Annotated in this window: 24 protein-coding genes and 2 tRNA genes; 12 read left to right on the forward strand and 14 right to left on the reverse strand. The window is 35.1% G+C overall.

The annotated features are described in order from the left end of the window. Positions 1-223 precede the first annotated feature (223 nt). Both B6A10_RS02410 and B6A10_RS02415 read right to left on the reverse strand, forming a co-directional pair. Complete coding sequence (locus B6A10_RS02410; RefSeq protein ID WP_055093692.1) at positions 224-1,414, reverse strand: pyridoxal phosphate-dependent aminotransferase; 1,191 nt, start codon at positions 1,412-1,414, stop codon at positions 224-226. A 101-nt stretch (positions 1,415-1,515) separates the two neighbouring features. Further along, the gene (locus tag B6A10_RS02415) at positions 1,516-2,610 is read right to left on the reverse strand and encodes a fatty acid desaturase family protein (protein ID WP_188219587.1); all 1,095 of its coding nucleotides are present in this window, start codon (positions 2,608-2,610) and stop codon (positions 1,516-1,518) included. A 109-nt stretch (positions 2,611-2,719) separates the two neighbouring features. Between B6A10_RS02415 and rsmG the strand changes: the two genes are divergently transcribed. Further along, the gene (gene rsmG / locus B6A10_RS02420; RefSeq protein WP_055093695.1) at positions 2,720-3,349 is read left to right on the forward strand and encodes a 16S rRNA (guanine(527)-N(7))-methyltransferase RsmG; all 630 of its coding nucleotides are present in this window, start codon (positions 2,720-2,722) and stop codon (positions 3,347-3,349) included. 71 nt (positions 3,350-3,420) lie between these two features. Here rsmG and pruA read toward each other — a convergent pair whose 3' ends face one another. The 8 genes from pruA to B6A10_RS02460 form a co-directional block, all read right to left on the reverse strand. Next, complete coding sequence (pruA, locus tag B6A10_RS02425; RefSeq protein ID WP_188219588.1) at positions 3,421-5,049, reverse strand: L-glutamate gamma-semialdehyde dehydrogenase; 1,629 nt, start codon at positions 5,047-5,049, stop codon at positions 3,421-3,423. 155 nt (positions 5,050-5,204) lie between these two features. Then, positions 5,205-5,591, reverse strand: a complete 387-nt coding sequence (apaG, locus tag B6A10_RS02430; RefSeq protein WP_026712362.1) for a Co2+/Mg2+ efflux protein ApaG — start codon at positions 5,589-5,591, stop codon at positions 5,205-5,207. Between the two features lie 79 nt (positions 5,592-5,670). Further along, positions 5,671-6,927: a type IX secretion system plug protein gene (locus B6A10_RS02435; RefSeq protein ID WP_188219589.1), complete on the reverse strand. Its 1,257-nt coding sequence runs from the start codon at positions 6,925-6,927 to the stop codon at positions 5,671-5,673. A gap of 77 nt (positions 6,928-7,004) precedes the next feature. Further along, a complete protein-coding gene (locus B6A10_RS02440) occupies positions 7,005-7,769 on the reverse strand; it encodes a class I SAM-dependent methyltransferase (protein WP_188219590.1) in 765 nt (254 codons plus the stop codon). Between the two features lie 92 nt (positions 7,770-7,861). Further along, positions 7,862-8,236, reverse strand: coding sequence for a GxxExxY protein (locus tag B6A10_RS02445; protein ID WP_188219591.1), 375 nt, complete (start codon positions 8,234-8,236; stop codon positions 7,862-7,864). Between the two features lie 47 nt (positions 8,237-8,283). Further along, positions 8,284-9,102, reverse strand: coding sequence for a type I methionyl aminopeptidase (gene map / locus B6A10_RS02450; protein WP_188219592.1), 819 nt, complete (start codon positions 9,100-9,102; stop codon positions 8,284-8,286). 116 nt (positions 9,103-9,218) lie between these two features. Next, the gene (gene gpmI, locus B6A10_RS02455; protein ID WP_055093710.1) at positions 9,219-10,742 is read right to left on the reverse strand and encodes a 2,3-bisphosphoglycerate-independent phosphoglycerate mutase; all 1,524 of its coding nucleotides are present in this window, start codon (positions 10,740-10,742) and stop codon (positions 9,219-9,221) included. A gap of 141 nt (positions 10,743-10,883) precedes the next feature. After that, positions 10,884-13,298, reverse strand: a complete 2,415-nt coding sequence (locus B6A10_RS02460) for a DUF5916 domain-containing protein (RefSeq protein WP_188219593.1) — start codon at positions 13,296-13,298, stop codon at positions 10,884-10,886. Between the two features lie 187 nt (positions 13,299-13,485). Here B6A10_RS02460 and B6A10_RS02465 point away from each other — a divergent pair, with 187 nt between their 5' ends. The 3 genes from B6A10_RS02465 to B6A10_RS02475 all read left to right on the forward strand — a co-directional run bounded on the left by B6A10_RS02465 (position 13,486) and on the right by B6A10_RS02475 (position 14,597). Beyond that, on the forward strand, positions 13,486-14,205 hold the full coding sequence (locus B6A10_RS02465; protein WP_188219594.1) for a murein L,D-transpeptidase catalytic domain family protein: 720 nt from the start codon (positions 13,486-13,488) through the stop codon (positions 14,203-14,205). A 166-nt stretch (positions 14,206-14,371) separates the two neighbouring features. Further along, positions 14,372-14,444: transfer RNA gene (locus tag B6A10_RS02470), tRNA-Gly, on the forward strand. A gap of 80 nt (positions 14,445-14,524) precedes the next feature. Then, positions 14,525-14,597 (forward strand) — tRNA-Gly (locus B6A10_RS02475). Positions 14,598-14,632: 35 nt separating this feature from the next. Here the strand turns inward: B6A10_RS02475 and pepE are convergent. Further along, positions 14,633-15,340 carry a dipeptidase PepE gene (pepE, locus tag B6A10_RS02480; protein WP_188219595.1) on the reverse strand — a complete coding sequence of 236 codons (708 nt, stop codon included), beginning with the start codon at positions 15,338-15,340 and terminating at the stop codon, positions 14,633-14,635. 131 nt (positions 15,341-15,471) lie between these two features. On the opposite strand from pepE, the gene B6A10_RS02485 reads away from it, so the two are divergent. The 5 genes from B6A10_RS02485 to B6A10_RS02505 all read left to right on the forward strand — a co-directional run bounded on the left by B6A10_RS02485 (position 15,472) and on the right by B6A10_RS02505 (position 18,665). Then, positions 15,472-16,209, forward strand: a complete 738-nt coding sequence (locus B6A10_RS02485) for a peptidase associated/transthyretin-like domain-containing protein (RefSeq protein WP_188219596.1) — start codon at positions 15,472-15,474, stop codon at positions 16,207-16,209. After that, positions 16,202-16,921: a carboxypeptidase-like regulatory domain-containing protein gene (locus tag B6A10_RS02490; RefSeq protein WP_188219597.1), complete on the forward strand. Its 720-nt coding sequence runs from the start codon at positions 16,202-16,204 to the stop codon at positions 16,919-16,921. The genes B6A10_RS02485 and B6A10_RS02490 overlap by 8 nt, the downstream gene beginning before the upstream one ends. Further along, positions 16,911-17,663 (forward strand): peptidase associated/transthyretin-like domain-containing protein, encoded by a 753-nt coding sequence (locus B6A10_RS02495; RefSeq protein ID WP_188219598.1) that lies wholly within the window; start codon positions 16,911-16,913, stop codon positions 17,661-17,663. Before B6A10_RS02490 ends, B6A10_RS02495 begins: the two co-directional genes overlap by 11 nt. Positions 17,664-17,775: 112 nt before the next feature. Further along, positions 17,776-18,102, forward strand: a complete 327-nt coding sequence (locus tag B6A10_RS02500; RefSeq protein WP_055093725.1) for a Sec-independent protein translocase subunit TatA/TatB — start codon at positions 17,776-17,778, stop codon at positions 18,100-18,102. Further along, positions 18,102-18,665 (forward strand): phosphatase PAP2 family protein, encoded by a 564-nt coding sequence (locus B6A10_RS02505; protein ID WP_188219599.1) that lies wholly within the window; start codon positions 18,102-18,104, stop codon positions 18,663-18,665. The genes B6A10_RS02500 and B6A10_RS02505 overlap by 1 nt, the downstream gene beginning before the upstream one ends. 68 nt (positions 18,666-18,733) lie before the next feature. Here B6A10_RS02505 and B6A10_RS02510 read toward each other — a convergent pair whose 3' ends face one another. Next, positions 18,734-19,375, reverse strand: coding sequence for an O-methyltransferase (locus B6A10_RS02510; RefSeq protein ID WP_188219600.1), 642 nt, complete (start codon positions 19,373-19,375; stop codon positions 18,734-18,736). A gap of 110 nt (positions 19,376-19,485) precedes the next feature. On the opposite strand from B6A10_RS02510, the gene rlmN reads away from it, so the two are divergent. After that, the gene (rlmN, locus tag B6A10_RS02515) at positions 19,486-20,529 is read left to right on the forward strand and encodes a 23S rRNA (adenine(2503)-C(2))-methyltransferase RlmN (RefSeq protein ID WP_188219601.1); all 1,044 of its coding nucleotides are present in this window, start codon (positions 19,486-19,488) and stop codon (positions 20,527-20,529) included. A gap of 80 nt (positions 20,530-20,609) precedes the next feature. On the opposite strand, the gene B6A10_RS02520 is transcribed toward rlmN, so the two are convergent. Then, positions 20,610-21,461 (reverse strand): hypothetical protein, encoded by an 852-nt coding sequence (locus B6A10_RS02520; protein WP_188219602.1) that lies wholly within the window; start codon positions 21,459-21,461, stop codon positions 20,610-20,612. Positions 21,462-21,639: 178 nt separating this feature from the next. Between B6A10_RS02520 and B6A10_RS02525 the strand changes: the two genes are divergently transcribed. After that, positions 21,640-22,617, forward strand: a complete 978-nt coding sequence (locus B6A10_RS02525) for a polyprenyl synthetase family protein (RefSeq protein ID WP_055093735.1) — start codon at positions 21,640-21,642, stop codon at positions 22,615-22,617. Positions 22,618-22,694: 77 nt separating this feature from the next. Then, entirely contained in the window at positions 22,695-24,749 is a 2,055-nt protein-coding gene (dnaG, locus tag B6A10_RS02530) for a DNA primase (RefSeq protein ID WP_055093738.1), read from the forward strand. A gap of 1 nt (position 24,750) precedes the next feature. Here dnaG and B6A10_RS02535 read toward each other — a convergent pair whose 3' ends face one another. After that, positions 24,751-25,380: a response regulator transcription factor gene (locus tag B6A10_RS02535; RefSeq protein ID WP_026712337.1), complete on the reverse strand. Its 630-nt coding sequence runs from the start codon at positions 25,378-25,380 to the stop codon at positions 24,751-24,753. Positions 25,381-25,443 lie beyond the last annotated feature (63 nt).

Consider the following 25,443-nt stretch of genomic DNA (forward strand, 5'->3'; position numbering starts at 1 on the left):
GTTTGATTACTGGGAATTAGAGTGACGCTTCTTTTTATTTTTAAGGATAAAAACAGCATTTATCCAAATATACTATTTTATTTAGTTTTTTCAGAATTTAGAGTCAAAAGAGAATTTGATTGTCAATTAGTGCCAAAAAAAGCCTCAAGTTTCCTTGAGGCTTCTTATAATCTGAATATTTCTAGTTAGGTTTGTCTTCCAGCTTCTAACTTCCAACTTTGTATTATCCTGCCAAAGCATCTTTAATTCTTCTTAAAGCTTCTACCAATAATTCGTCGCTGGTTGCATAAGAGAAACGGATACAGTCAGGGTTACCAAAAGCATCACCGGTTACTGTAGCTACGTTAGCCTCTGCCAAAAGATACATCGATACATCATTAGCATCTTTGATTTCTTTTCCTCTTAATGTTTTTCCGAAGAAAGAAGATACGTCCGGGAATACGTAGAAAGCTCCTTCCGGAACGTTGATTTTGATTCCTGGAATTTCTTTTAATAAACCAACAACTAAATCTCTACGTTTGTGGAATGCCTGAACCATGTGGTTTAATACTGATGGATCAGCATCAACAGCAGTGATGGTAGCACGTTGCGCAATAGAGTTAGCTCCTGAAGTTACTTGCCCTTGGATTTTAGTACAGGCTTTAGCGATAAATTCCGGTGCTCCAATGTATCCAATTCGGTATCCTGTCATTGCAAAAGCTTTTGCTACTCCGTTCACCGTGATTGTTTTTTCAAACATTCCAGGAATAGAAGCAATGCTGCAGAAAGTTCCTGAGAAATTAATGTGTTCATAGATTTCGTCAGCAACAACATAGATGTTTGGATATTTTTCTAAAACTTTAGCTAAAGCAGTTAATTCTTCTCTGTTGTAAACAGAACCTGAAGGGTTACATGGAGAAGAGAACCACATCATTTTAGTTTTTGGTGTGATAGCAGCTTCTAATTGTTCTGGTGTGATTTTGAAATCTGTTTCTACAGAAGTTGGAACTTCTACAGGAACTCCACCTGATAATTTTACGATTTCGAAATAAGAAACCCAGTAAGGAGCTGGTAAAATTACTTCGTCACCGTCGTTTAACATTACCTGAGCAATGTTGTATAAAGATTGTTTAGCACCTGTAGAAACTACGATGTTAGCTGGTTTGTAATCTAAATCGTTGTCTCTTTTGAATTTTCTGCAGATAGCTTCTTTCAAATCAGCATATCCATCAACTGGTGAATAGGTGCTGTAGTTGTCGTCAATTGCTTTTTTAGCAGCTTCTTTAATGAAGTCTGGCGTGTTAAAGTCAGGTTCTCCTAAACTTAAACTGATGATGTCTTTACCTTGGGCTTTTAATTCTCTCGCCAAAGCTGCCATTGCTAATGTTTGTGATGTAGCAAGATTGTTAATTCTGTCTGAAAGTGGATTACTCATTAATAAAGTGTTGAATGCCTCGAATTTTTAATTCCAAATTCAAGGAGGTTAATTATTTATTTTAATTAATTGTTTTTCAAGCATAAAATGCTTGTTTATTTTTAAGCCATTTCTGGATTCATTCCTAATTCCTTTAAATGTTTGAAATGTGCAATTACGGCACTTCTCATGGTTTTGTATTCGTAATAAGGCAAGTTACATTCTTGTGCGGTTTCGCGAACAATTTTTGCAATTTTACCATAGTGAATATGACTGATATTTGGAAAAATATGATGTTCAATCTGATGATTTAGCCCTCCGGTGTACCAGTTTACCAGCCAGTTTTTTGGGGCAAAATTTGTCGTGGTAAATAATTGGTGAATCGCCCAGGTGTTTTCCATTTCGCCTAATTCATTTGGAGAAGGGTTTTCGGCTTCTTCCACCACATGAGCCAATTGGAAAACAATACTTAAAATTAATCCTGCGGTATAATGCATTACAAAAAAACCAATTAATACTTTCCACCAAACGATTCCGATGATGATTGGTAAAACAATCCAAATGATAGCATAAATGATTTTGGTTATAATCAAAGTGGTCCAAAGGATTTTAGGACTTTTAGGCTCACCGTAAGATAATTTTCTTTTGATATAATTGCGCATTTGCTTAAAATCAGTAGTAAGCGCCCAATTGAAAGTCAGCAATCCGTATAAAAATACCGAATAATAATGTTGAAAACGGTGAAAACGATGCCATTTAGCACTTTTAGTAAAACGGATGATTCTTCCGGCTTCTAAATCTTCGTCATGTCCCGGAATATTGGTGTATGTATGGTGCAAAACATTATGCTGAACCTGCCAGTTATAAACATTTCCTGCCAATACATATATAGTTCCGCCCATGATTTTGTTGACCCATTTTTTATTGGAATACGAACCATGATTACCATCGTGCATCACATTCATTCCTAATCCGGCCATGCCTATTCCCATGACAATAGTCAATAGCAAGTGCACCCAAAAAGGCATGTTTAAGGTTAAAATTAAAAAATAAGGAACTAAAAAGACCGTAAAGAGAATAACCGCTTTAACATGCAGTTTCCAATTACCTGCTTTTGAAATATTATTTTCTTTGAAGTAATTGTTAACCCGAGAGTTAAGCGTTCTAAAGAACTTTAATTTGTCTTGCTTAGCAAATGTTGGTGGGTTGGTATTCATACAATTCAAAAATAGCGTCCAAAGATAATTATTTATAAATTTTAACTCTGCAAAATTGAGTTAAATATTTCAAACTTAAAAATAGTACTTTTGTTAAAAATTTAAAACAATGGATGAGATTCTGAAGTATTTCCCCGACTTAACCGATATTCAAAAAGAACAATTTCAAAAATTAGATGCTTTGTATCACGATTGGAATGAAAAAATAAATGTCATTTCCCGAAAAGATATTGATTCATTATATACCAAACATGTTTTGCATTCATTAGGAATTGCTAAAATTATGAAGTTTGAACCAGGGACTTATGTGCTGGATGTAGGAACTGGTGGTGGATTTCCGGGAATCCCATTGGCGATTTTATTTCCTGAAACCCGTTTTTATCTGATTGATGTCATTGCTAAAAAAATTAGAGTAGTGCAGGGAGTTGTGGATGCTTTAGGGTTGAAAAATGTAAAAGCAGAGCAAATTCGCGCTGAGAATGTAAAAGGCGATTTTGATTTTATTGTAAGTCGTGCGGTGACCAATATGCCTGATTTTGTTTCCTGGGTAAAAACCAAAATCAAGAAGCAGCAAAAACACGAATTGAAAAATGGAATTCTGTATTTAAAAGGAGGCGATTTAACTGAAGAGCTCAAAGATTTTCCAAAAGCTACCCAATATGATTTAGCCAATTTCTTCGAAGATGAATTCTTTGAAACGAAGAAAGTAGTGCATTTGCCTTTGAAGTTTGTAGTTTAAGTCATTGCGAGGAACGAAGCAATCACACTTGTTGCTCTCGTTATGAGATAGCTTCGTTCCTCGCAATGACACTATTCTCCTAAAAACGGATATCTGTAATTTTCAGGACTAACAAAAACTTCTTTAATTGTTCTTGGGGAAACCCAACGCAATAAGTTTTGCATAGAACCGGCTTTGTCATTGGTTCCAGAAGCTCTGGCACCACCAAAAGGTTGTTGTCCAACCACGGCTCCGGTACATTTGTCATTAATATAAAGGTTTCCGGCTGCATTTTGCAATTTCACGGTAGCTTCTTCAATAGCATAACGGTCTCTGCTGAAAATAGCTCCGGTAAGCGCGTAATTGGATGTTTGATCGATTAATTCCAAAGTTTCTGACCATTTGGCGTCTTCGTATATGTAAATAGTAAGAACAGGGCCAAATAATTCGGTTTTCATAGTTACATATTTTGGATTGGTAGTCAGGATAACTGTAGGTTCCACAAAATAGCCAACTGATTTATCGTAATTTCCTCCGATAATAATTTCGGCATCTGTATCTTTTTTGGCTTGTTCAATATAACTTGCTAATTTGTCAAAAGAACCCTCGTGAATAACAGCTGTAATAAAATTGTTGAAGTCTTCCGGTGAACCCATTTTCATAGATTGAATATCTGTGGTTATTTGCTCTTTTATATTGGGCCATAAACTCTGCGGAATATAAGCTCTGGAGGCAGCTGAACATTTTTGTCCCTGAAATTCGAAGGCGCCACGAACAATTCCAGTTACGGCTTGTTTTACATTGGCACTTGGGTGAACCATAACAAAATCTTTTCCTCCGGTTTCGCCCACAATTCTTGGATATGTTTTGTAATTGTGAATGTTTGCGCCAATTTTAGCCCAAAGGTCTTTGAATACATGAGTTGAACCGGTAAAATGCAAGCCGGCAAAATCGCGACTGGCAAGAACCGTTTCGGTAACCATTAAGGCATCACCAAAAACTACATTGATAACGCCTTCCGGAAGTCCCGCTTCTTTGAAAATATCCATGATAATTTTGGCAGAGAAAACCTGACTGTCGCTAGGTTTCCAAACCACTACGTTACCCATCATTGCTGCACTGGCAGGAAGGTTAGCTGCAATCGCAGTAAAGTTAAACGGAGTAATGGCGTAAACGAAACCTTCTAACGGACGATATTCTAAACGATTCCAAACACTTGAATCTGAATAAGGTTGGTCAGCATATATTTGTGTCATGAATTCTACGTTGAAACGCAAAAAGTCAATCAACTCACAGGAAGCGTCAATTTCTGCCTGATGTATATTTTTTGATTGGCCAATCATTGTAGCTGCATTAATGCGGGCACGATATGGGCCGGCAATCAATTCGGCAGTTTTTAAGAAAATAGCAGCGCGTTGTTCCCAAGCCATATTTGCCCAGACTGTCTTTGATGCTAGAGCATTCGAAATTGCTTTTTCAATATGTGATTTCTCGGCAAGATGATAAGTTCCCACAATGTGTTTGTGGTCGTGTGGCGGAGTGATGTTTTTGGTGTTTCCGGTTCTGATTTCTTCATTACCGATGTACAAAGGGACATCTATTTTCTCATTCCACATCTTTTTATAAGCAGCTAATACTGCTGCTTTTTCAGGAGAATTAGGGGCGTAGTTTTTTACTGGTTCATTAACAGCTTTCGGTACATTGAAAAATCCTTTTAGCATTGTTTTTTGTTTTTTTTTATCTAATAGTTTTAGATAAGGTTAGAAAATTTTTATTCAAAAACTAAGAATAAAGGTATGCTAACAAAAATACAAAAGGATTACTTAAAACTTTTATAAAGAGTTATAAATAAGTTTTAAAATGTTTAACGGAGTAATTAATTTAAAGCAAAAGGAGCACACAACCTAAAAGTAGGGATAATTACTTTAAAGGTTTTAGTATTGGTAAAGTTAATCATGTTGAAATGTCCTTTCATAGCTCCGTAAGGAGAAGAAAGTAAGCATCCGGAACTGTAAGTGTGATTTTCACCTGGTTTTAAAACCGGTTTTTTACCAATAATACCTTCTCCGTCAACAATTTCAATATTGTTTAAAGAATCAAAAATTTCCCAGTGTCGGGAAGTAAGTTGTACGGAATCTTTGCTGTGGTTTTCGATGGTGATTTGATAACTAAAGGCAAAATGAATCTTGTAGTTTTTGAAGTAAGTGCCTTCAAAACTAGTCAAAACGGTGATTTTTATGCCTCTTGTTATCTGAGAAACCATGATTAATATATTAAAACAGTGTTTAATAAGGGCAAAATTACAAAATTTTCATTTGCATTTGTTAATTTTTAATTTTTTTTTAGTTGATGATATTTAGGGAGCTGGCGGTGCCTTTTCCAATGATTCTGTCATAGCGTCCGGTGTTTTCTTTGTAATAAACTAAAACAGTATATTCATTTTCAGTTTGGTAGAAATTTCCGTCGATGGCATTTTCGTTATCAATGTTTCCGTTTTTATCGGCGATGACATATTTGTAATTGGTAAATCCCTGTTTGATTAAGATGGCTTTTTCATAAATTCCTTTTTTTTCATCATAATCCATTTTGTATTCCGGCGATAAGTTATAGTTGTTAAACATTCCGGAAATATAAATGTCTTTGTTGAGTCGGAAGGAGGGAGCCGAAAGGCTAAAATAAACCCAGGCATAATCGGCTTCGGTTTCATTATTCGTAGCGTTAGAATTTTTGACCAAAAAATTTCCGTTTATATCTTCAAAATAAGTGTAAGGGAAGTTGGTTCGGGCGTTATTGGTGTATAAGTAGCTGTTGTAAATGTCCGTGCTGGCATCCACTCGCGCCACATTGTTAGCGGCTACGCGGATGTCTTTGTTTTCAAAGTAAAGAAATTCATTGCCAGCCCAAAATTGGGTTTCGCTGTCATATTTGTAAATCAAATCATTTCCCACGGTATATTGTGGTTTAATATTATTTATTGCAGTACTGAAATTGCCGTTTTGAAGTAATGTTACTTTGATGTTTTTTAAAGGATTTTGAAAAGTAATACTGTTGGATTTTATGGAGAAATCCAAGTTGTGTTTGTATTCTATTAAATTAACGTTTCGGGCTCTTTTTATTTGTAAAGGAACTGATGCATTGTCTTCGTAAAGCATAAATTTTCGTGAAAAAACTACTTCGCGGTCATCGTTTAAGATTTTGAGCAAATAGTTGCCACTTAGTCGCAACTGTTGTGTAAACTGGTTTGGAAAATTTAATTTATAGTGCGAATAGATTTGTAAAGTGTTGACGGAATTCGTGTAGTTTTGAATTCTTTGATTGTCAAAACCTTGTAAATATTCGTTTTTTTGAATAGTTGACGGATTCCAATTGTAATCACAATGGATGATTTCGTAATAATAATTAGCTTCATTTCCATAGAGATCATCAAACTGGAATTCAAAAGAGCTGCCTAGTTCAAATATAGGAATTACATTTTGACCGTTTTGGACAAAAGAGATGGTTTTGATATGATAAGGCGGAGCTGTTTCATTTTGTATTTGAGCGGTTGCTGTTTTGAAAATGAAAAGCCATAAGATTCCAAAAAGAAAAGGTTTAGGCATAATTATGTGATTGCTTGGTGTAAATATAACAAAATAAGCAATAGAATATTATGCCGTTCTTGGTTCTCTTTTGTGAATTATTTGAAGCAAACAGGAATGATTTCTCCTTTAGCCAGGCAGTATTTTTCTACTAATTCCGGACTGATTTCGTTAGTGTAATCCTCTTCGGTTACTTTGAAACCAATGTTTCTTAGTTTGTCAAAATAGTCGCGACCGTAAATACGAACGTGGTCGTATTGTCCGAATATTTTAGCACGCTCTTTTGGATCAGTGATGCTGTCATCGGCAAAAGTAGTTGCTCTTTTTAAATCTTGTGGAATTTGTAAAATAGCCATTCCGCCCGGTTTTAACACGCGATACAATTCCTGCATGGCTTTGGTGTCATCCGGAATATGTTCCAAAACGTGGTTGCAAAGGATAACATCGTATTGATTGTCTTTGAATGGTAGATTACAAATGTCGGCTTTTACATCTGCCAATGGCGAAAACAAATCGGTTGTTGTATAATCCAGATTTTTTTGTTTACGGAACAATTTGTAAAAAGCCTGCTCCGGTGCAAAGTGTAATACTTTTTTTGGTGCTGTGAAAAAATCGGTTTTTTCATTTAGGTATAACCAAAGTAGGCGATGTCTTTCCAGTGAAAGTGTACTAGGTGAAAGTACATTGTTTCTTTGGTTTTCATAACCATAAGGTAACATCGATTTGAAACTTTTTCCGTCGATAGGATCGGTATATTTAGTTCCTTTTAATGAAAATGCGATAATAGGACGCGCCACATAACTTAAGCGAATAAGTAAGGGGCGAGGGATGGTATTGAGGATAAGTTTAAATAATGATTTCACAGACTATATGTAAAAAAAAAAACTAAACACAAATTTCACAGATTATCACAGATTGTGTTTTGAAAAAGATATGTTTAATGATAGTAAATTAATTATAGTATTATTCGTTTGTATTTTAAACTGTCTTCTCCGAAATTGGCTAATAAACCAACTTTGTTTTTTGAAGCAGCCAGATAATTTAGAGTTTGTTTTACTTCACTACTAGTAAGTTCTTTGATTGCTTTTAATTCCAAAATAATTTCTTCAAAAACAACAAAGTCAGCATAATAGTATGTGGGTAAAATGATTTCTTTGTATTCGATATTGTATTTTACTTCACGCGAATAAGGAATTTGGTTTTTTTGGAACTCATATTCCAAAGCATCACCATAAACTTTTTCACTATGTCCTTTTCCTAATATTTTGTGGACTTCCATGCAGATTCCAATTATTCGATAAGTTTCTTCTTTTAAATAAAATTTTTCCATATTTTTTAGAATAACTTTTAATTTGTGGAAATCTGCGAAATCTTTGTTTAGATTACTAAAGGCGCTTTTCTAAACTCATCTTCTTCATTGCTTTCAATACCTAAAGCTTTGTAGATATAAGCATAAGTTGAAAGTAATTCCGGTTTTCCATCTACTAAAGCTACATCGTGTTCAAAGTGAGCGGATGGTTTTCCGTCGGCAGTAAGGATTGTCCAACCGTCTTTTAATTGTTTGATGTTGCGTGTTCCCTGATTAATCATCGGCTCTAAAGCAATAACCATTCCTTCAACAAAAAGTTTTCCGCGACCTTTTTTGCCATAATTAGGCATTTCGGGGTCTTCGTGCATTTTTTTTCCTAAACCGTGACCTACTAATTCACGAACGACTCCGTAACCATGTGCTTCGGTATATTTTTGGATTGCATTTCCAACGTCTTCTACGCGGTTTCCGGCTTTGAATTCGCGCATTCCAACGTATAAGGATTCTTTGGTAACCTGTAATAATTTTTTAGTTTCAGGAGCTACTTCGCCAACTTCAAAAGTGTAGGCATGGTCGCCGTGAAAACCATTTTTGTAAGCCCCACAATCGATAGAGATAATATCACCGTTTACAAGAGGAGTGTTATTTGGAATTCCGTGAACAACCTGAGCATTTGGACTCATACAAAGTGAATTTGGAAAACCGTATAACCCAAGAAAACTTGGTTCGGCACCATGATCGCGGATGAATTCCTCGGCCAATTTGTCAAGATGTAAAGTAGTTACGCCTTCTTTGACTTCAGAAGCCAGCATACCTAATGTTTTGGATACGATTAAAGCACTTTCGCGCATTAATTCTATTTCTTCACGGGATTTTACTATGATCATATTTTTAATTTTCGATTTGCAAAAGTACAATTTTATAGTAACTTTTAAAATCAAATGCAGGGAATAAAAAAAGCTGCCCGGATTTGGACAGCTTTCAGTTGTTTTATCTTTTCAAATTATTTTACTAATAAGGAATGACTGGACATAGCAGCCGGTTGTGCTACTCCCATCAAGTCTAAAATTGTTGGAGCAATATCTCCTAAAACACCGTCCTGAATAGCTATTTGGTCGTTGTCAACCAAAATAAAAGGAACCGGGTTTGTGGTGTGCGCTGTATTTGGACTTCCGTCAGGGTTAATCATCGTTTCGCAGTTACCGTGATCGGCAATTACGATGGTAGAATATCCATTTGCCAAAGCGGTAGTGATTACTTTTTCGACACATTTGTCAACTGCTTCACAGGCTTTGATAGCGGCTTCCATAACACCGGTGTGTCCTACCATGTCACCGTTAGCGAAGTTAAGGCAAACAAAATCAGTTGCTCCTTTTTCTAATTCCGGGCATAGGGCATCAGCTAATTCGTAAGCACTCATTTCCGGTTGTAAGTCGTATGTGGCGACCTTTGGAGAATTTCTCAAAATACGGGATTCACCTTCAAATGGCGTTTCTCTACCTCCGGAGAAGAAGAAAGTTACGTGTGGGTATTTTTCAGTTTCGGCAATACGAATTTGTTTCTTGCCTGCTTTTTCTAAAACCTCTCCTAATGTTTCAGTAATGTTGTCTTTGTTGTAAACTACTTTTACATTTTGGTAAGTTTCATCATAATTAGTTAAGGTAACATAGTACAAATTCAATTTGTGCATGTTTTGTTCGTGGAAATCCTGTTGCGAAAGAGCTTCAGTCAATTCACGGCCTCTGTCGGTTCTAAAGTTGAAGAAAATAACCACATCTTCGTCTTCGATAGTTGCTAATGGTTTTTCATCGGCACCAACAGCTACAAGAGGTTCAATAAACTCATCGGTGATGTCGTTTCCGTAGCTGGTAGCAATTGAAGTAACGATATTGTGAGTAGGAGTTCCTTTTCCGTGAACCACTAAATCGTAAGCCAATTTTACTCTTTCCCAACGTTTGTCACGATCCATTGCATAGTAACGTCCGATAACAGAAGCGATTTTTACGGGAGTATTAGCGATATAGTTTTCTAAATCCTGAATGTATTTTTTTCCTGATTTAGGATCAACGTCTCTTCCGTCAGTGAAAGCGTGTACAAAAACCTGATTTAATCCGTAATCCTGAGAAGCGTCGATTAAACCACGTAAATGAGAAGTATGTGAGTGAACTCCTCCGTCAGAAACTAATCCTAAGAAATGGACTTTTTTGTTGTTTTCTTTTGCATATTGAAAAGCGTCTTTAAGTACTTGTTCCTGAGCTAAAGTTTTATTGGCAACAGCTAAATTGATTTTAGCTAAATCCTGATAAACAATTCTGCCGGCACCTAAATTCATGTGTCCAACTTCTGAATTTCCCATTTGTCCTTCCGGTAAACCTACGTGTAAACCGTCAGTTCGTAATTGCGCGCTTGGGTATTTTTGGTAAAGGCTGTTTATAAACGGAACATTTGCATTATCAATTGCAGAAACTTTTGGGTCAGGTGATTTTCCCCAACCGTCCAAAATCATTAAAATTACTTTTTTGTTCATTGTTATTTAGTTTTCGACAAAGATAGATTATTTCTAAAATCTTCTTTAGGAATCAAATAACTATTATGTATTCGGAAATTTAGCGATACTAAAAATGATAATTTTTTTACCGAAGGTAGTTTTTATTAAAATAAATGCACTTTAGAATTTATTTTTCAGGGAGTTGTAATCAATGAAATAGCGCAAACTAATAGAGAAGATATTAGTCATATTAGAATTGAAGATGGAATTGAGATTTTTGTTAAGGCTTTTCTCTACCATATTGGTTTCTTCCTGAGCGTAATTTCGGTATAATAACGAGAGTTGACTTCCGGGAGCAAACCACCAAGTATAGGAAAAATCTAAATTCCAGGAGTTTAAATTTCTGTTTTTATTATTGTTGTAGCTGTTATTTGGGGTTAAGTAACCATTGTCTTTCAGTGTGAAATAGTCATGGTTTTCGGAATAGGACCAATAGTATCTTGCTTTAAGATTAAATGTCATTTTGTTATTAATTGCATATTTTCCAGTTAAATCTGCTTGGATAATTTCTCTGTTTCGTTTTGCAAAAATTATATTTGTTTCATTGGTTTCTACCCAGCCTATTGCGTTAGCTTCATTAGTGTAATCGGCTGTAAATGCTAATGAAAATCGATCGTTGAATCGGTATTTAGGTCCTGCGTAAATTCTGTATGTAAATCTGTTATCTTCGTCGTATTTAAAAAAAGAGGGAGTGATATTAAAAGTCAGGTTTTTATTTTTGTTGGATTCCATACCTAAATATGCAGAAATCATACTTGGGTTGTAAATGTATTTGCCTTCTTTTTGAGGCAGATAAAAATCAAATGTTTCAAATGGAACGATGTTAAATCCCATTTCAAAATTATATAAATTATGTGTTGTGGCAGCTATAGTAGTTTGAAACCAGCTGGTATTTTGAATCTTGTTAGTTGTATTGTCCAGGTCAAAGTTTGCTTCTTGCTCGATTAGAAGACTATTAAAAAGTTTGGTTGGATTTAGAATTCGATAACTTCCATTTACATAACCACTATAATAATTGTAATAGTATAATATACCAAGGTCATTGGAGTCAAATTGCTTAGATGTATATTTTCCGGTAAGTAAGTATCTGTACTTTCCACTGGTTTTAGCAAAATTTAAAGAGGTTTTAAATCCATCATAGTCTTCGGTGTCATTGATGGTGCTGTATCTAAAGTCTCCGGAGAGATTGTAAGAGTTTGCTTTGGTGTTTAAGTCGAAAACTAAAGCTGTAACGTTTGCGTCTCTGTAACTTCCGTTTCTGGTAGTGTTGGTGTTGATAATAGAAACAGAAGAATTTTGTCTAAAGCGTTGATCAAATACCAATATGTTGTAATTAGCAAGTGGTTCAATTACTTCTTTTCTTGTTTCGTTTGTTTCGGAATTTGTTATAGTTGCAAATGTTTTTTCGGTAATTCCATTCAGAAAACCTATTCCAAGACCATTTTTGGTTCTTCCGGATATTTTGATGGCGTTGATTAGGTTAACACTGTTTGGGTATTTTGTGACGCTTTCATTAGTCGGAAGACTTGATTCTATTTCTGATTGACTCACAGTTGGGTTTCCGCCGATTCTTCGGGAGTAAAATATATTTCCAATATTGAATAAATTTGTTCCTTCGGTAAAAAAAGGTCTGTTTTCGTTTAGTTTTTGTTCAAAAGGCTCTAAATTTAGAATAGCATTGTCAAATTTTGTTTGCCCAAAATCAGGAACCAATATGGCGTCTAGCGTGAAAGCATCATTAATTCGGTATTTGATATCTAAACCTGCTTTTATGGTTTTGTCAGAGTTGAAATCATCTTTTTGGTAATAGGCTGAGGTGTAAGGAATAAAGAAAAGTCGGGTAGACGGACTTATGTTTTCTATGCCTTTTAATTGTCCACATTGGGTTAAAACATTTTTGATTTCTGCGTTAATGGGGTTCCAGGAGAATTTTTGCGTAGTCCTTTTGATTTCGCGAACGAAGTTAATCCCCCAAACTTGTTTTTCATTTTTTGGAAAACGAATAGCGGCATAAGGAATCTTTATTTCTACTTCCCATCCTTTATTTGTGATTCTTGCGTTACTTTGCCAAATAGCATCCCAGCTAAAATCCTCGTTACCTTCAGTGGCTAAACAATCCATCTGAGTTCCTGCGGCACTTACATAAAAACGATAATCTTGTTGGCCGTCATTAAAACCGTTGATAAAAACAGCAAAATTATCTGCTATACCAAAAACGTCTCTTTCGGTAAGTTCGCGCTGAATTTTTTCGGGTTCGTTGTCGTTTAAAGTCGCAGAAATATAGATGGCGTCATTGTCATAAAGCACCCGTACCTGAGTTTCTTTTTCTTTGTCAATGTTTTTACCGTTGTCCGGAGTATACATGATGAAATTAGAAGCGATTTCATTGTTTTTTTGCCATTCGGTTTCGTCTATTCTGCCATCAATATTGATGTTTCCGTCCTTTGGTTTAGCTAATAGTGTTTTTTTTTGTGCAAAAACACTTAGGTTTAGTAAGGCGAAAAAACAATAAATGGGTAAACGAAATGACGCCATATAATGAGATAATAGTCAAGCAAAAATACTAAAATTAGTGAGATTAACAATTTTTTAACATCGTTTTTTGTAATTAAAAAGCTACTGTAAAGTTAAAACATTCTTATAGTGGGGTTTAAGATTTTTTTTTGTGGTCTTTTTTTATATTTTTGGCATCAATGAAATTAATCTAAATAAATAGTAATCAATGGTTTGTAAGAGGGTTTTGTTCTTTTTGGGATTGTCTTTTTTGTTAATGTCTGCTACTGCTTTTTTACCAAAGGCAGCTGAAAAAAAGATTGTTTTAAAAAGAAATGTGTTGAAGGAAGGTGGAGAGTCAGGTATTGAAGAAATTTATAGTAAGTTGCATACGTCAGGTTTTAGTTTGCCTAAATTAGAAAGTTTTAAAGAAGCTTTGGAAGGTTTTTACAAACTTAAAGCTCAGGGATTAGTGACTAAAAATATTATTACCTTAATTGATTTTAGTTTGTCGTCAAATACTAAAAGACTTTGGGTGATTGACTTGGATTCAGATAGTATTTTAATTCATTCACTTGTGGCGCACGGCAAAAATACGGGTGAGGAGTTTGCAAGTAGTTTTTCCAATAAAGCAGAATCGTATAAAAGTAGTTTGGGATTTTATGTAACCGGAGAAATTTATAATGGTAAGCATGGAAAATCATTACGATTAGATGGTTTGGAAAAAGGAATTAATGATAATGCGCGCAATCGGGCGGTTGTAGTCCATGGAGCCAATTATGTTTCGGATACTTTTATAAAAAATAATCAGCGTTTAGGCAGAAGTTTGGGTTGTCCGGCGGTTCCGATTGCAGTTACAGACGAATTAATCCGTACGATAAAAGATAAAAGCTGTTTGTTTATTTATTATCCTTCAGATTCTTATAAACACTCTTCAAGTATAATTTAATTGAATTTTGCTTAAAAAGTATTTCCTGATTTAGATTTGTTTAAAAAAATAAAAATCTAACGATTTAATTTTAAAAAGGTTATAGGTTAATTGTGGATTTAAATAAAAAATCTGCTAAAAAAATTTGTTTTAAACTTAACTTATTCTTTATATTTGCACCCGCAATGCGGAAGTAGCTCAGTTGGTAGAGCTCCAGCCTTCCAAGCTGGTTGTCGCGAGTTCGAGCCTCGTCTTCCGCTCTAGTTAAAACCAAGAGTTTTTGGTTTATTGAAATAAAATTTGTTGGTTAGTAAATAATAATTATATTTGCAGCCGAAATGCGGAAGTAGCTCAGTTGGTAGAGCTCCAGCCTTCCAAGCTGGTTGTCGCGAGTTCGAGCCTCGTCTTCCGCTCTGTAAAGCCTTAAACTTTTTGTTTGAGGCTTTTTTTATTGGATGAAACTCAATTCAGTTTCTGGTGTTATCTCAATTGGAGTTTGATTTTTTCGGAATAATTTGGCTGATAAAGCTCCTTTTAAAAAGATTTTACCTTCTTTTATTTTTAACCAACTTCCTTCTTTTAGACCTAAAACCGGAAAATTATTAAATTGATGAAACTCGTTAATTCGGGTTTCGCGTGATTCTCCCATGTGTGTAGATTGTTCCTCTTTGTCTAAATAATGTACATTTAAGTTGAAAGGAATTAATCCTAAAGTTTGAAAACTTGGTGGATATACAATAGGCATGTCGTTAGTGGTTTGCATGCTTAGGCCTGCAATATTGCTTCCGGCGCTGGTTCCTAAATAAGGAGTTCCTGTTTCCAGAGTTTCTTTTAGGGTGGTCATAATTTTGTTATGGTATAATTCTTTTACCAATAAAAAAGTGTTTCCGCCACCGATAAAAATGCCTTCGGCTTCCTGTATAGCTAATGCCGGGTTTTCAAATTCATGAATTCCTTTGACTTCAATGTTAATTTGGGCGAAAGTCAAAACGACTTTTTGGGTATATTCTTCATGCGAAATCCCACTTGGCCTGGCATAAGGAATGAATAAAATTGATTTGCAGTTGGCAAAGTGTGTTTTTAATTCCGGTAATAAATATTCCAGATAGCCACTGCCGTATAAGGTTGAGGTGCTTGCTAAAAGTATGTTTTTCATTCTGAATATTTTTTGAGTAAAGGTATTAATAGCTGTTTTATTGAGGAGGTTTAATTAACAAATTTTTATCAGCCTCTTAGTAATTTATTAGGAGTTGCCTATTCTAATTTTATCTTCTGAAATACAGTGAGATGAAAAAAATATTCCTTGCTTTTTTAGTGTTATTTGCTGCGGTCTCTTTTGGGCAAAGTGCTGATACTCTTGTTGTAAAAGGAAAGGTGAATGCTTATGTGGTTAATTTAGAAGGGGTCACGGTTATTGATGCGAGAACCGAACATCTGGCTTTAACCGATGAAAACGGAGATTTTGTTATTCAGGCTAAGGTTGGCGATACTTTGGTGTTTTCGGGATTACAATTTAAACGAAAAGAAATTGTTTTGGGACAAGAAGATTTTGAAGACAAAACACTAAATGTGCATTTGGTTGCGGTTGCACATCAACTGAATGAAGTTGTGATTAGAAATTATAATAGTATCAATGCTGAATCATTAGGAATTATTCCTTTGAATCAAAAAAAATACACGCCTGCCGAACGAAAATATGCAACGGCGGCATCGTATAAAATGAATCCGAAGGGACTGGATCCGATATTGAATCTTATTTCCGGACGAACAGCGATGCTGAAAAAGGAAATCGAAGTAGAGAAGAAAGAAACTTATATGGCCATGTTGGAAAAAATGTTTGATCAGGAACATTTTGTAAAAACTTTACAATTACCTTTGGAATATGTAAAAGGCTTCGAATTTTATGCGGTGGATAATAAACAATTTACCAAAATATTAGATACAAAAAACAAGACTACCATTGCATTTTTGTTAGGAGAATTAGCCGAAAAATACAAAGGGATAATTGCTTGTGAAAATGAATAACAACTATTTTTTACTGCTTTTTTTATTTTGTCAGATGGTATTTTGTCAAAATAAAGACAGAAAAGAAATTCACGGAATCATCCGTGTCGATTCGGCTTTTGTTGAAGGGGTGAATGTGGTGAACGAAAACACTCAAAAAGCAACTTCAAGTGACCTAAGCGGGAACTTCGTTCTTTTGCTAAAAGAAGGCGATGTTTTGGTTTTTTCTGCGGTAAATCTTGTAACTTTACGTAAAAAGATAGTTTTGGCCGATTTAGAATCATCGGTTTTAAAAATTCAATTGCAAACCGAAAGTATTCCGTTGAAAGAAGTTGTGGTTAAGGAAGAAACTCGAATTACAGCCGAAAATTTGGGGATTATTTCCAAGCCTGCAAAAAAATATACGGTTGCCGAGAGAAGATTGTACACTGCCAGGTCTGGTTTACTGGATCGTCCTTTGAATTGGATATCGGGAAGAACTGCCCGATTGAAAAAAGAATTGGCGGTTTCCGAAAAAGAGCAGTTGATGGCTAAGATGGAGTATCTTTTTGAAGAACATTTTTATACCGAAACTTTAAAAATTCAGAAAGATTATGTAAGAGATTTTCAGTTGTTTTGTATTGAAGATAATGATTTTGTGACTTCGCTTAAGGAGAAAAATAAAACATTGTCTAAATTTTATATTCTTTCTTTGGCTAAAGATTACAATAAAATAACCGCTTATGAAAACTAAAGTAACCGTTTTGTTTTTTCTTTTTTTAATGCAATTTTCTTTTGGTCAAATTGGCGCCCGGAAAACCATTGAAGGACAGGTTAGGAATGATTTGGTGCCTGTGGAAAATGTGATTGTTTTTAATGTTAATTCTAATGTTGGAACCGTGGTTGATCCTTATGGTTCGTTTAGTGTTTTGGCTAAAGTCAACGATACATTGGTTTTTTCCAGTCTGGCATTTAAGTCTAAAAAAATTGTGCTTAGTGAAGGTGATTTTATTGGGACAAAATTAATTGTCAAATTGGATGTTTTTACAAATGAGCTGGCAGAAGTTCTTATTCGGGCTAAAAAAGAGCTGAATCCTATTCAGGGAAATACTCAGAAATATGTGGATTTGAAATATTTTGATGACGAAAAATCTTCGCCTAAAAACCGATTGATGCCGCCAAACGGGACTATAGAAAACGGAATGGATTTTGTACGAATTTATAAAGATGTTTTGGGGGTTTTGAGGGCAAAAAATCCTCAGAAAACCGATTTTTATAAAGAAACCAGTTTTTCGGAAGTGGTGATGAATAAGGTGAATTATTCGTTTTTTTCAAACACTTTGCATTTAAAGGATGATGAAATTAAACTGTTTTTGATTTATTGTGAAAATGATTCGAAATCAAGAGTATTCATGCAGCCAAGTGAGGAATTCAGACTGATGGATTTTTTAATTACAAAGAACGAAGAGTATAAAAAAATTACACAATACAGATAAAAATTAGTTCGTAAAATAGTCCTTAAGTTAATTAGTTAAGAGGCTTATTTTATGAAAAAATTAAAAATAGAACTTTTTAAATTTGGTATATTTGCAAAAAAAATAACAGCATATGTTTGGTATTGGAGGAGGAGAATTAGTCTTTATAATGTTTGTGGTATTGTTGCTTTTTGGTTCAGATAAAATACCGGAAGTAGCCCGTACTATGGGTAAAGCCATGGCGCAATTAAAAAATGCGACTAATGATATAAAGAATGAAATTCAAAAAGGAGCCGAAGAAAACGGTTTGGATGCTAAATCCTTATCCGAAATGACCGGCGGAATTAATTCTCAAATTAATAAAGTTTCTGAAGATCTTTTAGGAGATACCGTAGTTCAGGCTAATAAAATTAAAGAGGATATTGAAGATGTCACCGGTCCGGTAAAACGCAGTTTGTAATGTTAGATAAACTCCTTTCTTTAGATACACAGTTATTGGTTTATTTGAACGGCTTAGGTTCAGATTCCTATGATGGTTTGTGGCTTTTTATTACGAAGCAAATCAATTGGATTCCGTTTTTTTTGTTGCTTTTTTATATTATTTATAAAAAAATAGGAAAGAGACAAACTTTATATGTCTTGTTGTTTATTGCGCTTTTAATTCTAATTACCGATCAATGTACTAATTTGTTTAAGTACACGGTGCAAAGGTTGCGACCTTGCAATAATCCGGATATAAAGGATGTCATAAGAATTGTACAATCCCGTTCTTCTTTTAGTTTTTTCTCCGGTCATGCGGCTAACAGTATGGCTGCGGCTATGTTTATTTATTTGTTGCTTAAGCCTTATTTTAAATATACTTTTCTGTTGTTTTTATGGCCGTTAATTTTTGCTTACAGTCGCATTTATTTGGGATTGCATTATCCAATCGATATTTTATGTGGTTATCTTTTTGGGATGCTTAGCGGTTTATTTGTTTTCAGGATTTATCAGTTTACGCAAATAAAATATTTTCCGCTTTAATTTTTGTGGAAAGACAATAAAATAAAAACGCACATTCAAAATTTTTAGAATGTGCGTTTTTTGCTTATTTAAAGTACTCTGCTTACTGTTAATCCGTCGCGAATAGGAAGTAAAACCGTTTCTACTCTTAGATCTTCTTTTAATAACTGATTGTATTCGAGTAAAACTTTAGTACTGATATCTTTTGGGTTTAAAGGTTCTAAAACTTTTCCGCTCCAAAGCACATTGTCAGAAAGAATAATACCTCCTTTATTCATTTTTGGAACAATTAATTCAAAATAATTCAGGTAATTTTCCTTGTCGGCATCTATAAAAACCAAATCAAACTTTAAATCAAGCGTTGGAATAATGTCAACAGCTTCGCCTAAATGTTGTGTAATTTGTTTTCCCCAAGGCGATTTGTCGAAATGTTTTCTTTGAAAATCAATCAATTCTTCTTTGATGTCAATGGTGTGCAAAACGCCGTTTTCGCGCATTCCTTCACATAAACATAAGGCTGAATAACCGGTGTAAGTTCCAATTTCCAAAATGTTTTCCGGACGAATTAATTTGGATAACATACTTAAAACACGTCCCTGAAAATGTCCGCTAAGCATTCTCGGCAAAAGAATTTTTTGATAGGTTTCTTTGTTTAAAGCAGCCAATAATTCGGGCTCTTTTTCAGAATGTTGTTCTATGTAGTCTTCTAATTCTTGGGAGATAAAATGCATTATTTGAAATATTTTCAGTTTCGTGCAAAGTTATCAAATTATCAAAATAACATTTCAGCATTTATGCTAATTGATGTAATAAATCGACAAATAGTCATTAAATTTGCAGCATGCAAATTGAGAAAAAAGACATACGAGCCTTATCCAAAGAAGATTTACGTCAATTTTTTGTTGTAAATAAAGATAAAGCCTTTCGCGGAAATCAGGTTTACGAATGGTTGTGGAGCAAGGGCGCGCACAGTTTTGAGGATATGACCAATATCTCAAAAGCAACCCGTAACATGCTTGAGGAACATTTTGTAATCAATCATATCAAAGTAGATACGATGCAGCGTTCGGATGACGGAACGGTAAAAAATGCAGTTCGTTTGCATGATGGTTTGGTGGTTGAGTCGGTTTTGATTCCAACAGAAACCCGAACTACTGCCTGTGTTTCGAGTCAGGTGGGTTGCAGTTTGGATTGTAATTTTTGCGCCACAGCCCGATTAAAACGAATGCGTAATCTGGAACCGGCCGAAATTTACGATCAGGTGTTGGCTATTGACCGTGAAAGTCGTTTGTATTTCAACCATCCTTTGTCCAATATTGTTTTTATGGGAATGGGCGAACCTCTGATGAATTACAATAATGTGATGAAAGCGATTGATATGATTACTTCGGAAGAAGGATTAGGAATGTCGCCTAAACGCATTGTGGTCTCGACTTCGGGAATTCCAAAAATGATTAAAAAAATGGCTGATGATGAGGTGAAGTTCAAGCTGGCGGTTTCCCTGCATTCGGCTATTGACGAAATCAGAGCCCGAATAATGCCTTTTTCTAAAAATTTTCCGTTGGCTGATTTGCGTGAAGCCTTAGAATATTGGTATAAAAAAACAAAAAGTAAGGTTTCCTACGAATATGTGGTTTGGAAAGGAATAAACGATAACAAAGCTTCGGTAGATGCTTTGGTTCGTTTTTGCAAATATGTTCCCTGTAAAGTCAATTTAATTGAATACAATCCAATTGATGACGGAGAATTTCAGCAGGCTTCGGAAGAAGCAATTAATGCTTATATTAAAGGACTGGAATCTATTGGAGTTGTGGTAAAAGTACGCAGAAGCCGGGGGAAAGATATTGATGCCGCCTGTGGGCAATTGGCAAACAAAGAAGTTTAATTTTTTGTAATAAAATAAAAAGAGCATTCGATTATTGAAGTAAATTATCAATAACCGAATGCTTTTTCGTTATTAGGATTTTATTTTTTTAAGGTAATTTCGGTAGTCACAGCATCAAGAGTAAGCGAGGCCAGATTATCACATTCTCCGGTTCCAAAATCTAAAGTAGCTGTGGTATCATTTTTCGTGATTATTTTGGTTCCGGCAACCGGAAATGGCGAATTGCAACTCATTTCGTAGCGTAGCGGATTAGTGATTTCGCAAGTAATTACCGTTCCGTTTTTTTTAGTGATACTGCTGTCTCCTGAAATCATAAAAATATTGTCGTTCCATTCTAAAGGAGTGTTGTAACCTTCAACCATCTCGCGAATTCGGTTTCCTGCTATTTCATACGTTTTCCCGTCGTCAAAAGTGATTGAAAGATCGATAGAATGGCTTAACACCGGATGGATTTCTTCCTGTAAAGCGGTAGATTCTTTGGTGTAAGTGATACTTTTATTTCCTTCGATAAGTTTGCCGTTATGATAAAATCCTTCAAAAGTAGTATTGATTGCAAAGGTATTGGTGCTGAAATCATTGGTAAAACTGATACTGATTTTTCCTTTGATGGTATTCCCGTTTGCCAGCGTACAACCTTCTGCTCCAAAATCGATAGTTCTTGTCCAAACATTACCGTTTAAAACAGTGGTAATGGTAGCACAACTTGGTAAAATGCTTTTTCGGTAACCGTCAATTCGGGTTGTGAGGCTTTGTTGAGCGCCAAACTGATCTTCGGTAATGGCGTCAATGTCTTCTAACGAGCTGTCAATTTTTGCCGTTAAGGCTACATCATTGGAAGAAACGGCGGTGCTGTCGGCAGTACTGTCATTAGAACTACAACTGAAAAAAGTGAGAGCGGCAAAAAATCCAATTATTAAAAATTTTGTTTTCATAATGCTTCGGTTTTTTTGGTTTTAGGTAAGACATTAAAATCTTTTATTGGTTTAATGAACCAATTTTTTTACATTAAACGCAGTTTTTAGTTTTATAGTATAAATTTATTGATAATAATACTAAGAGTTTTAAAAAATGAATGTCTTTTTTATATAAAATAGTATCTTTGAAAGCCAAATGAATGTTACTTCTCAAATAAAACAGCCCATATTCAAGGAAATGGAACTTTTTGAAAAAAAGTTCTATGAATCGATGTCTTCGCAAGTGGCGTTGTTAAACCGAATTACTTATTATATTGTCAATCGTAAAGGAAAACAAATGCGACCGATGTTTGTGTTTCTTACGGCTAAGATGATTTCCGGTGGAACGGTTAATGAGCGAACTTATCGTGGTGCTTCGGTTATTGAATTAATTCATACGGCTACTTTGGTGCATGACGATGTGGTGGATGATAGTAATCGTCGTCGCGGATTTTTTTCTATTAATGCTCTTTGGAAAAATAAAATTGCAGTTTTAGTTGGTGATTATTTGTTGTCCAAAGGTTTGTTACTTTCTATTGATAACGGTGATTTTGATTTACTTCAAATTATTTCTGTCGCTGTGCGCGAAATGAGCGAAGGCGAATTATTGCAGATAGAAAAAGCCAGAAGGTTGGACATCACAGAATCCGTTTATTACGAAATTATCCGAAAAAAAACCGCGACACTTATTGCTGCCTGTTGCGCTTTGGGAGCCAAATCGGTTTCGGAAGATGTAGCGCAGGTGGAGAATATGCGAAAGTTTGGAGAGTTGATTGGAATGGCTTTTCAAATAAAAGACGATTTGTTTGATTATACCGATGATGCGATTGGGAAACCAACCGGAATCGACATCAAAGAACAAAAAATGACGCTGCCGCTGATTTATGTTCTTAATCATTGCTTACCAAAAGAAAAATCCTGGTTAATCAATTCGATTAAAAATCACAATAAAGACAAAAAACGCGTTAAAGAAGTGATTGCTTTTGTCAAAAATAATAATGGTTTGGCTTATGCCGAACAAAAAATGATCGAATTCCAACAAGAAGCTCTCCAATTACTAGAGAATTACCCCGATTCTGATTTTAAAACGGCCTTGACCATCATGGTGAACTACGTGATTGAAAGAAAGAAATAGATTTTTTTGATTCGGATTGTGTAATTTTACAATCTTTAAATTCTTAAATCTTTCAATTTTTTAAATTTCCAAATAAATTGATTTCAAAAGCTACGATAGATACTGTTTTCGAAACTGCCCGAGTAGAGGAGGTTATTGGTGATTTTGTGCAATTAAAACGTGCAGGAAGTAATTTTAAAGGACTGAGTCCGTTTTCTGATGAGCGCTCGCCATCGTTTATGGTTTCACCTGCTAAAGGAATTTGGAAGGATTTTAGCTCGGGAAAAGGAGGAAACGCGGTAGCTTTTTTGATGGAGCATTCTCACTTTACCTATCCGGAAGCGATTCGGTATCTGGCGAAAAAATACAATATCGAAATTGAAGAAACCGAGCAAACGGATGCCGAAAAAGCCACTATGGATGCCCGGGAAAGTATGTATTTGGTTTCCGAATTTGCCAAAGATTATTTTCATAAAACACTTCTTAATACCGAAGAAGGTAAAGCAATTGGTTTTTCCTATTTTAAAGAAAGAGGTTTTACCAATGAAACGATTAAAAAATTCAGTTTAGGATACTCGCCTGAAACCTGGGATGCTTTAACAAAAGAAGCACTAGGCAAAGGGTATAAACTCGAATTTTTGGAAAGTACCGGATTGACAATTCCGAGAGAAGACAGACCTTTTGATAGATTCAAAGGGCGTGTGATGTTCCCGATTCAAAGTATGTCCGGAAGGATTTTAGGTTTTGGTGGCCGAATTTTAACGAATGATAAAAAAGCGGCAAAATATCTGAATTCGCCGGAGAGTGAAATTTATCATAAGAGTAAGGTTTTATACGGAATTTTTCAGGCAAAGCAGTCTATTGCTAAGCTCAATAACTGTTTTTTAGTAGAAGGTTATACCGATGTAATTCAGTTTAATCAGGCTGGAATAGAGAATGTTGTGGCCTCTTCAGGAACGGCATTGACACCGGATCAGATTCGATTGATAAACCGATTGACTCGAAATATCACGGTGCTTTTTGATGGTGATGCAGCCGGACTTCGTGCTTCTATCCGAGGAATCGATTTGATTTTGGAAGAAGGAATGAATGTTAAAGTTTGTGCTTTTCCCGATGGAGAAGATCCGGACAGTTTTGCCAAAAAAACACCTTATGATGACTTAGTTGCCTATCTAGAAACGAATGCGAAGGATTTTATTCAGTTCAAAGCTTCTCTTTTGATGGATGAAGCCAAGAACGATCCTATCAAAAAAGCTGATTTAATTCGCGATATGGTAGGAAGTATTTCTAAAATTCCGGATCGTATTCAACGCGAAGTTTATATTCAGGAATGTTCCCGTATTATGGATATTTCTGAGCAGGTGCTTATTAGTACTTTGGCGCAGCTCATTCAAAAAGATATTGCCGAAGTTGCTAAAAAACAAAAGCAGGAGCAGAAACCATTTCAAGTTCATAGAAATCAAAATCCAGCAAATACAGGTTATTCCGGAGGAGATCCGGAGGATCCCAGAACCGGGCCGCCGGAGGATTATCCGGGAGAACCGGGATATTCCAGTGAGCCTTCGGAAAAAGTAGATGTTTTGTATCGCTTAGAGCGAAAAATAATCGAGATTTTACTTTTGTACGGAGATAAAACGGAAGAGTTTGAAGATGTTTTAATGAAGACCAATGAGGATGGCGAAATTGTAAATGTGAGCCAAATGAAGTCCTATAAAGTTTTCCAACGTATCTATCTGAGTTTGCAGGAGGATGAAGTAGAATTAGCTAATCCGATGTTTCGTGGGATTTTTAACGACTTGATTAATTATTATCTTCAAAATGAAAAATTCAGTTTGGAGCACTATTTAATGCAATTACCTTCTGAATATGCACAGGAAGTAACCGATATTTTGATGGAAGATGAACGTTTGGTCATGCACAATTGGGAAGGTCAAAATATTTTTCCTAAAACAAAACAGGAAACCGTAGCTCAAAATGTTTCCGAAACTATTTTAACGATGCGATGGTATCTGGTTGGGCGAATTATTGAGGAATTAAAAAACTCCATATCACCTGATCAGGATAATATGGAGTCTTTGATGATGATTAGAGACTATAACGAACTGACGCGTGCTTTTTCAAAAAAACTCGGTCGTGTTATGTCTCGTTTTTAGATTAAACAATCTCTAAACTTTTAGCCTTATTTACTAAGTCAACTAAGTTAGTTACGTTTAATTTAGTTAATAAACGTAGTTTGTAAGTACTAATTGTTTTTTCGTTAAGACCTAAGATTTCAGCAATCTCGTGGTTTTTCTTTCCTCCGCTTAAATAACGTAAGACCTCTACCTCACGGTTAGAAAGTTTACGGTATAAACGTTCGCTTTTGCTTTGTTTCGCTATTAAAGCCAGGTTTTTCTTAACCGTTTCGTTCATGATAATTTTACCTTGATGAACTTTGACTATAGATTGTCCTAAAGTTTCCAATTTTTCTTTTTTGTGTACATATCCGGCAACACCCGCTTTGATAGCGTTTGGTGCATAAATTTGTTCAGATAGACCACTGAAAATAATAATTTTGGTTTTTGGAAAATCCTTTAAAAGCGATTTTACTTCAAAAATACTGGAGAGTCCTTCCAATTCTAAGTCTAAAATTAAGACGTCAATTTCTTTTGTTGAAAGAATATCCCGAATCATCGAAAAACTACCAACATTGGCAGAAATTGAGATTTCAGAATGGTCTTTGAAATAAGATTTTACTCCGAAATGCACTACCGGAAAATTATCGGCCAGACAAACTTTAATCATGATTTTTATTTTTTAGGGTTGTTTTTTTATATGAATTGTATGTATAAAATTAGGAAAAAAAAT

Source organism: Flavobacterium pokkalii, from assembly GCF_014596575.1.
In the GTDB taxonomy this organism is placed as follows: domain Bacteria; phylum Bacteroidota; class Bacteroidia; order Flavobacteriales; family Flavobacteriaceae; genus Flavobacterium; species Flavobacterium pokkalii.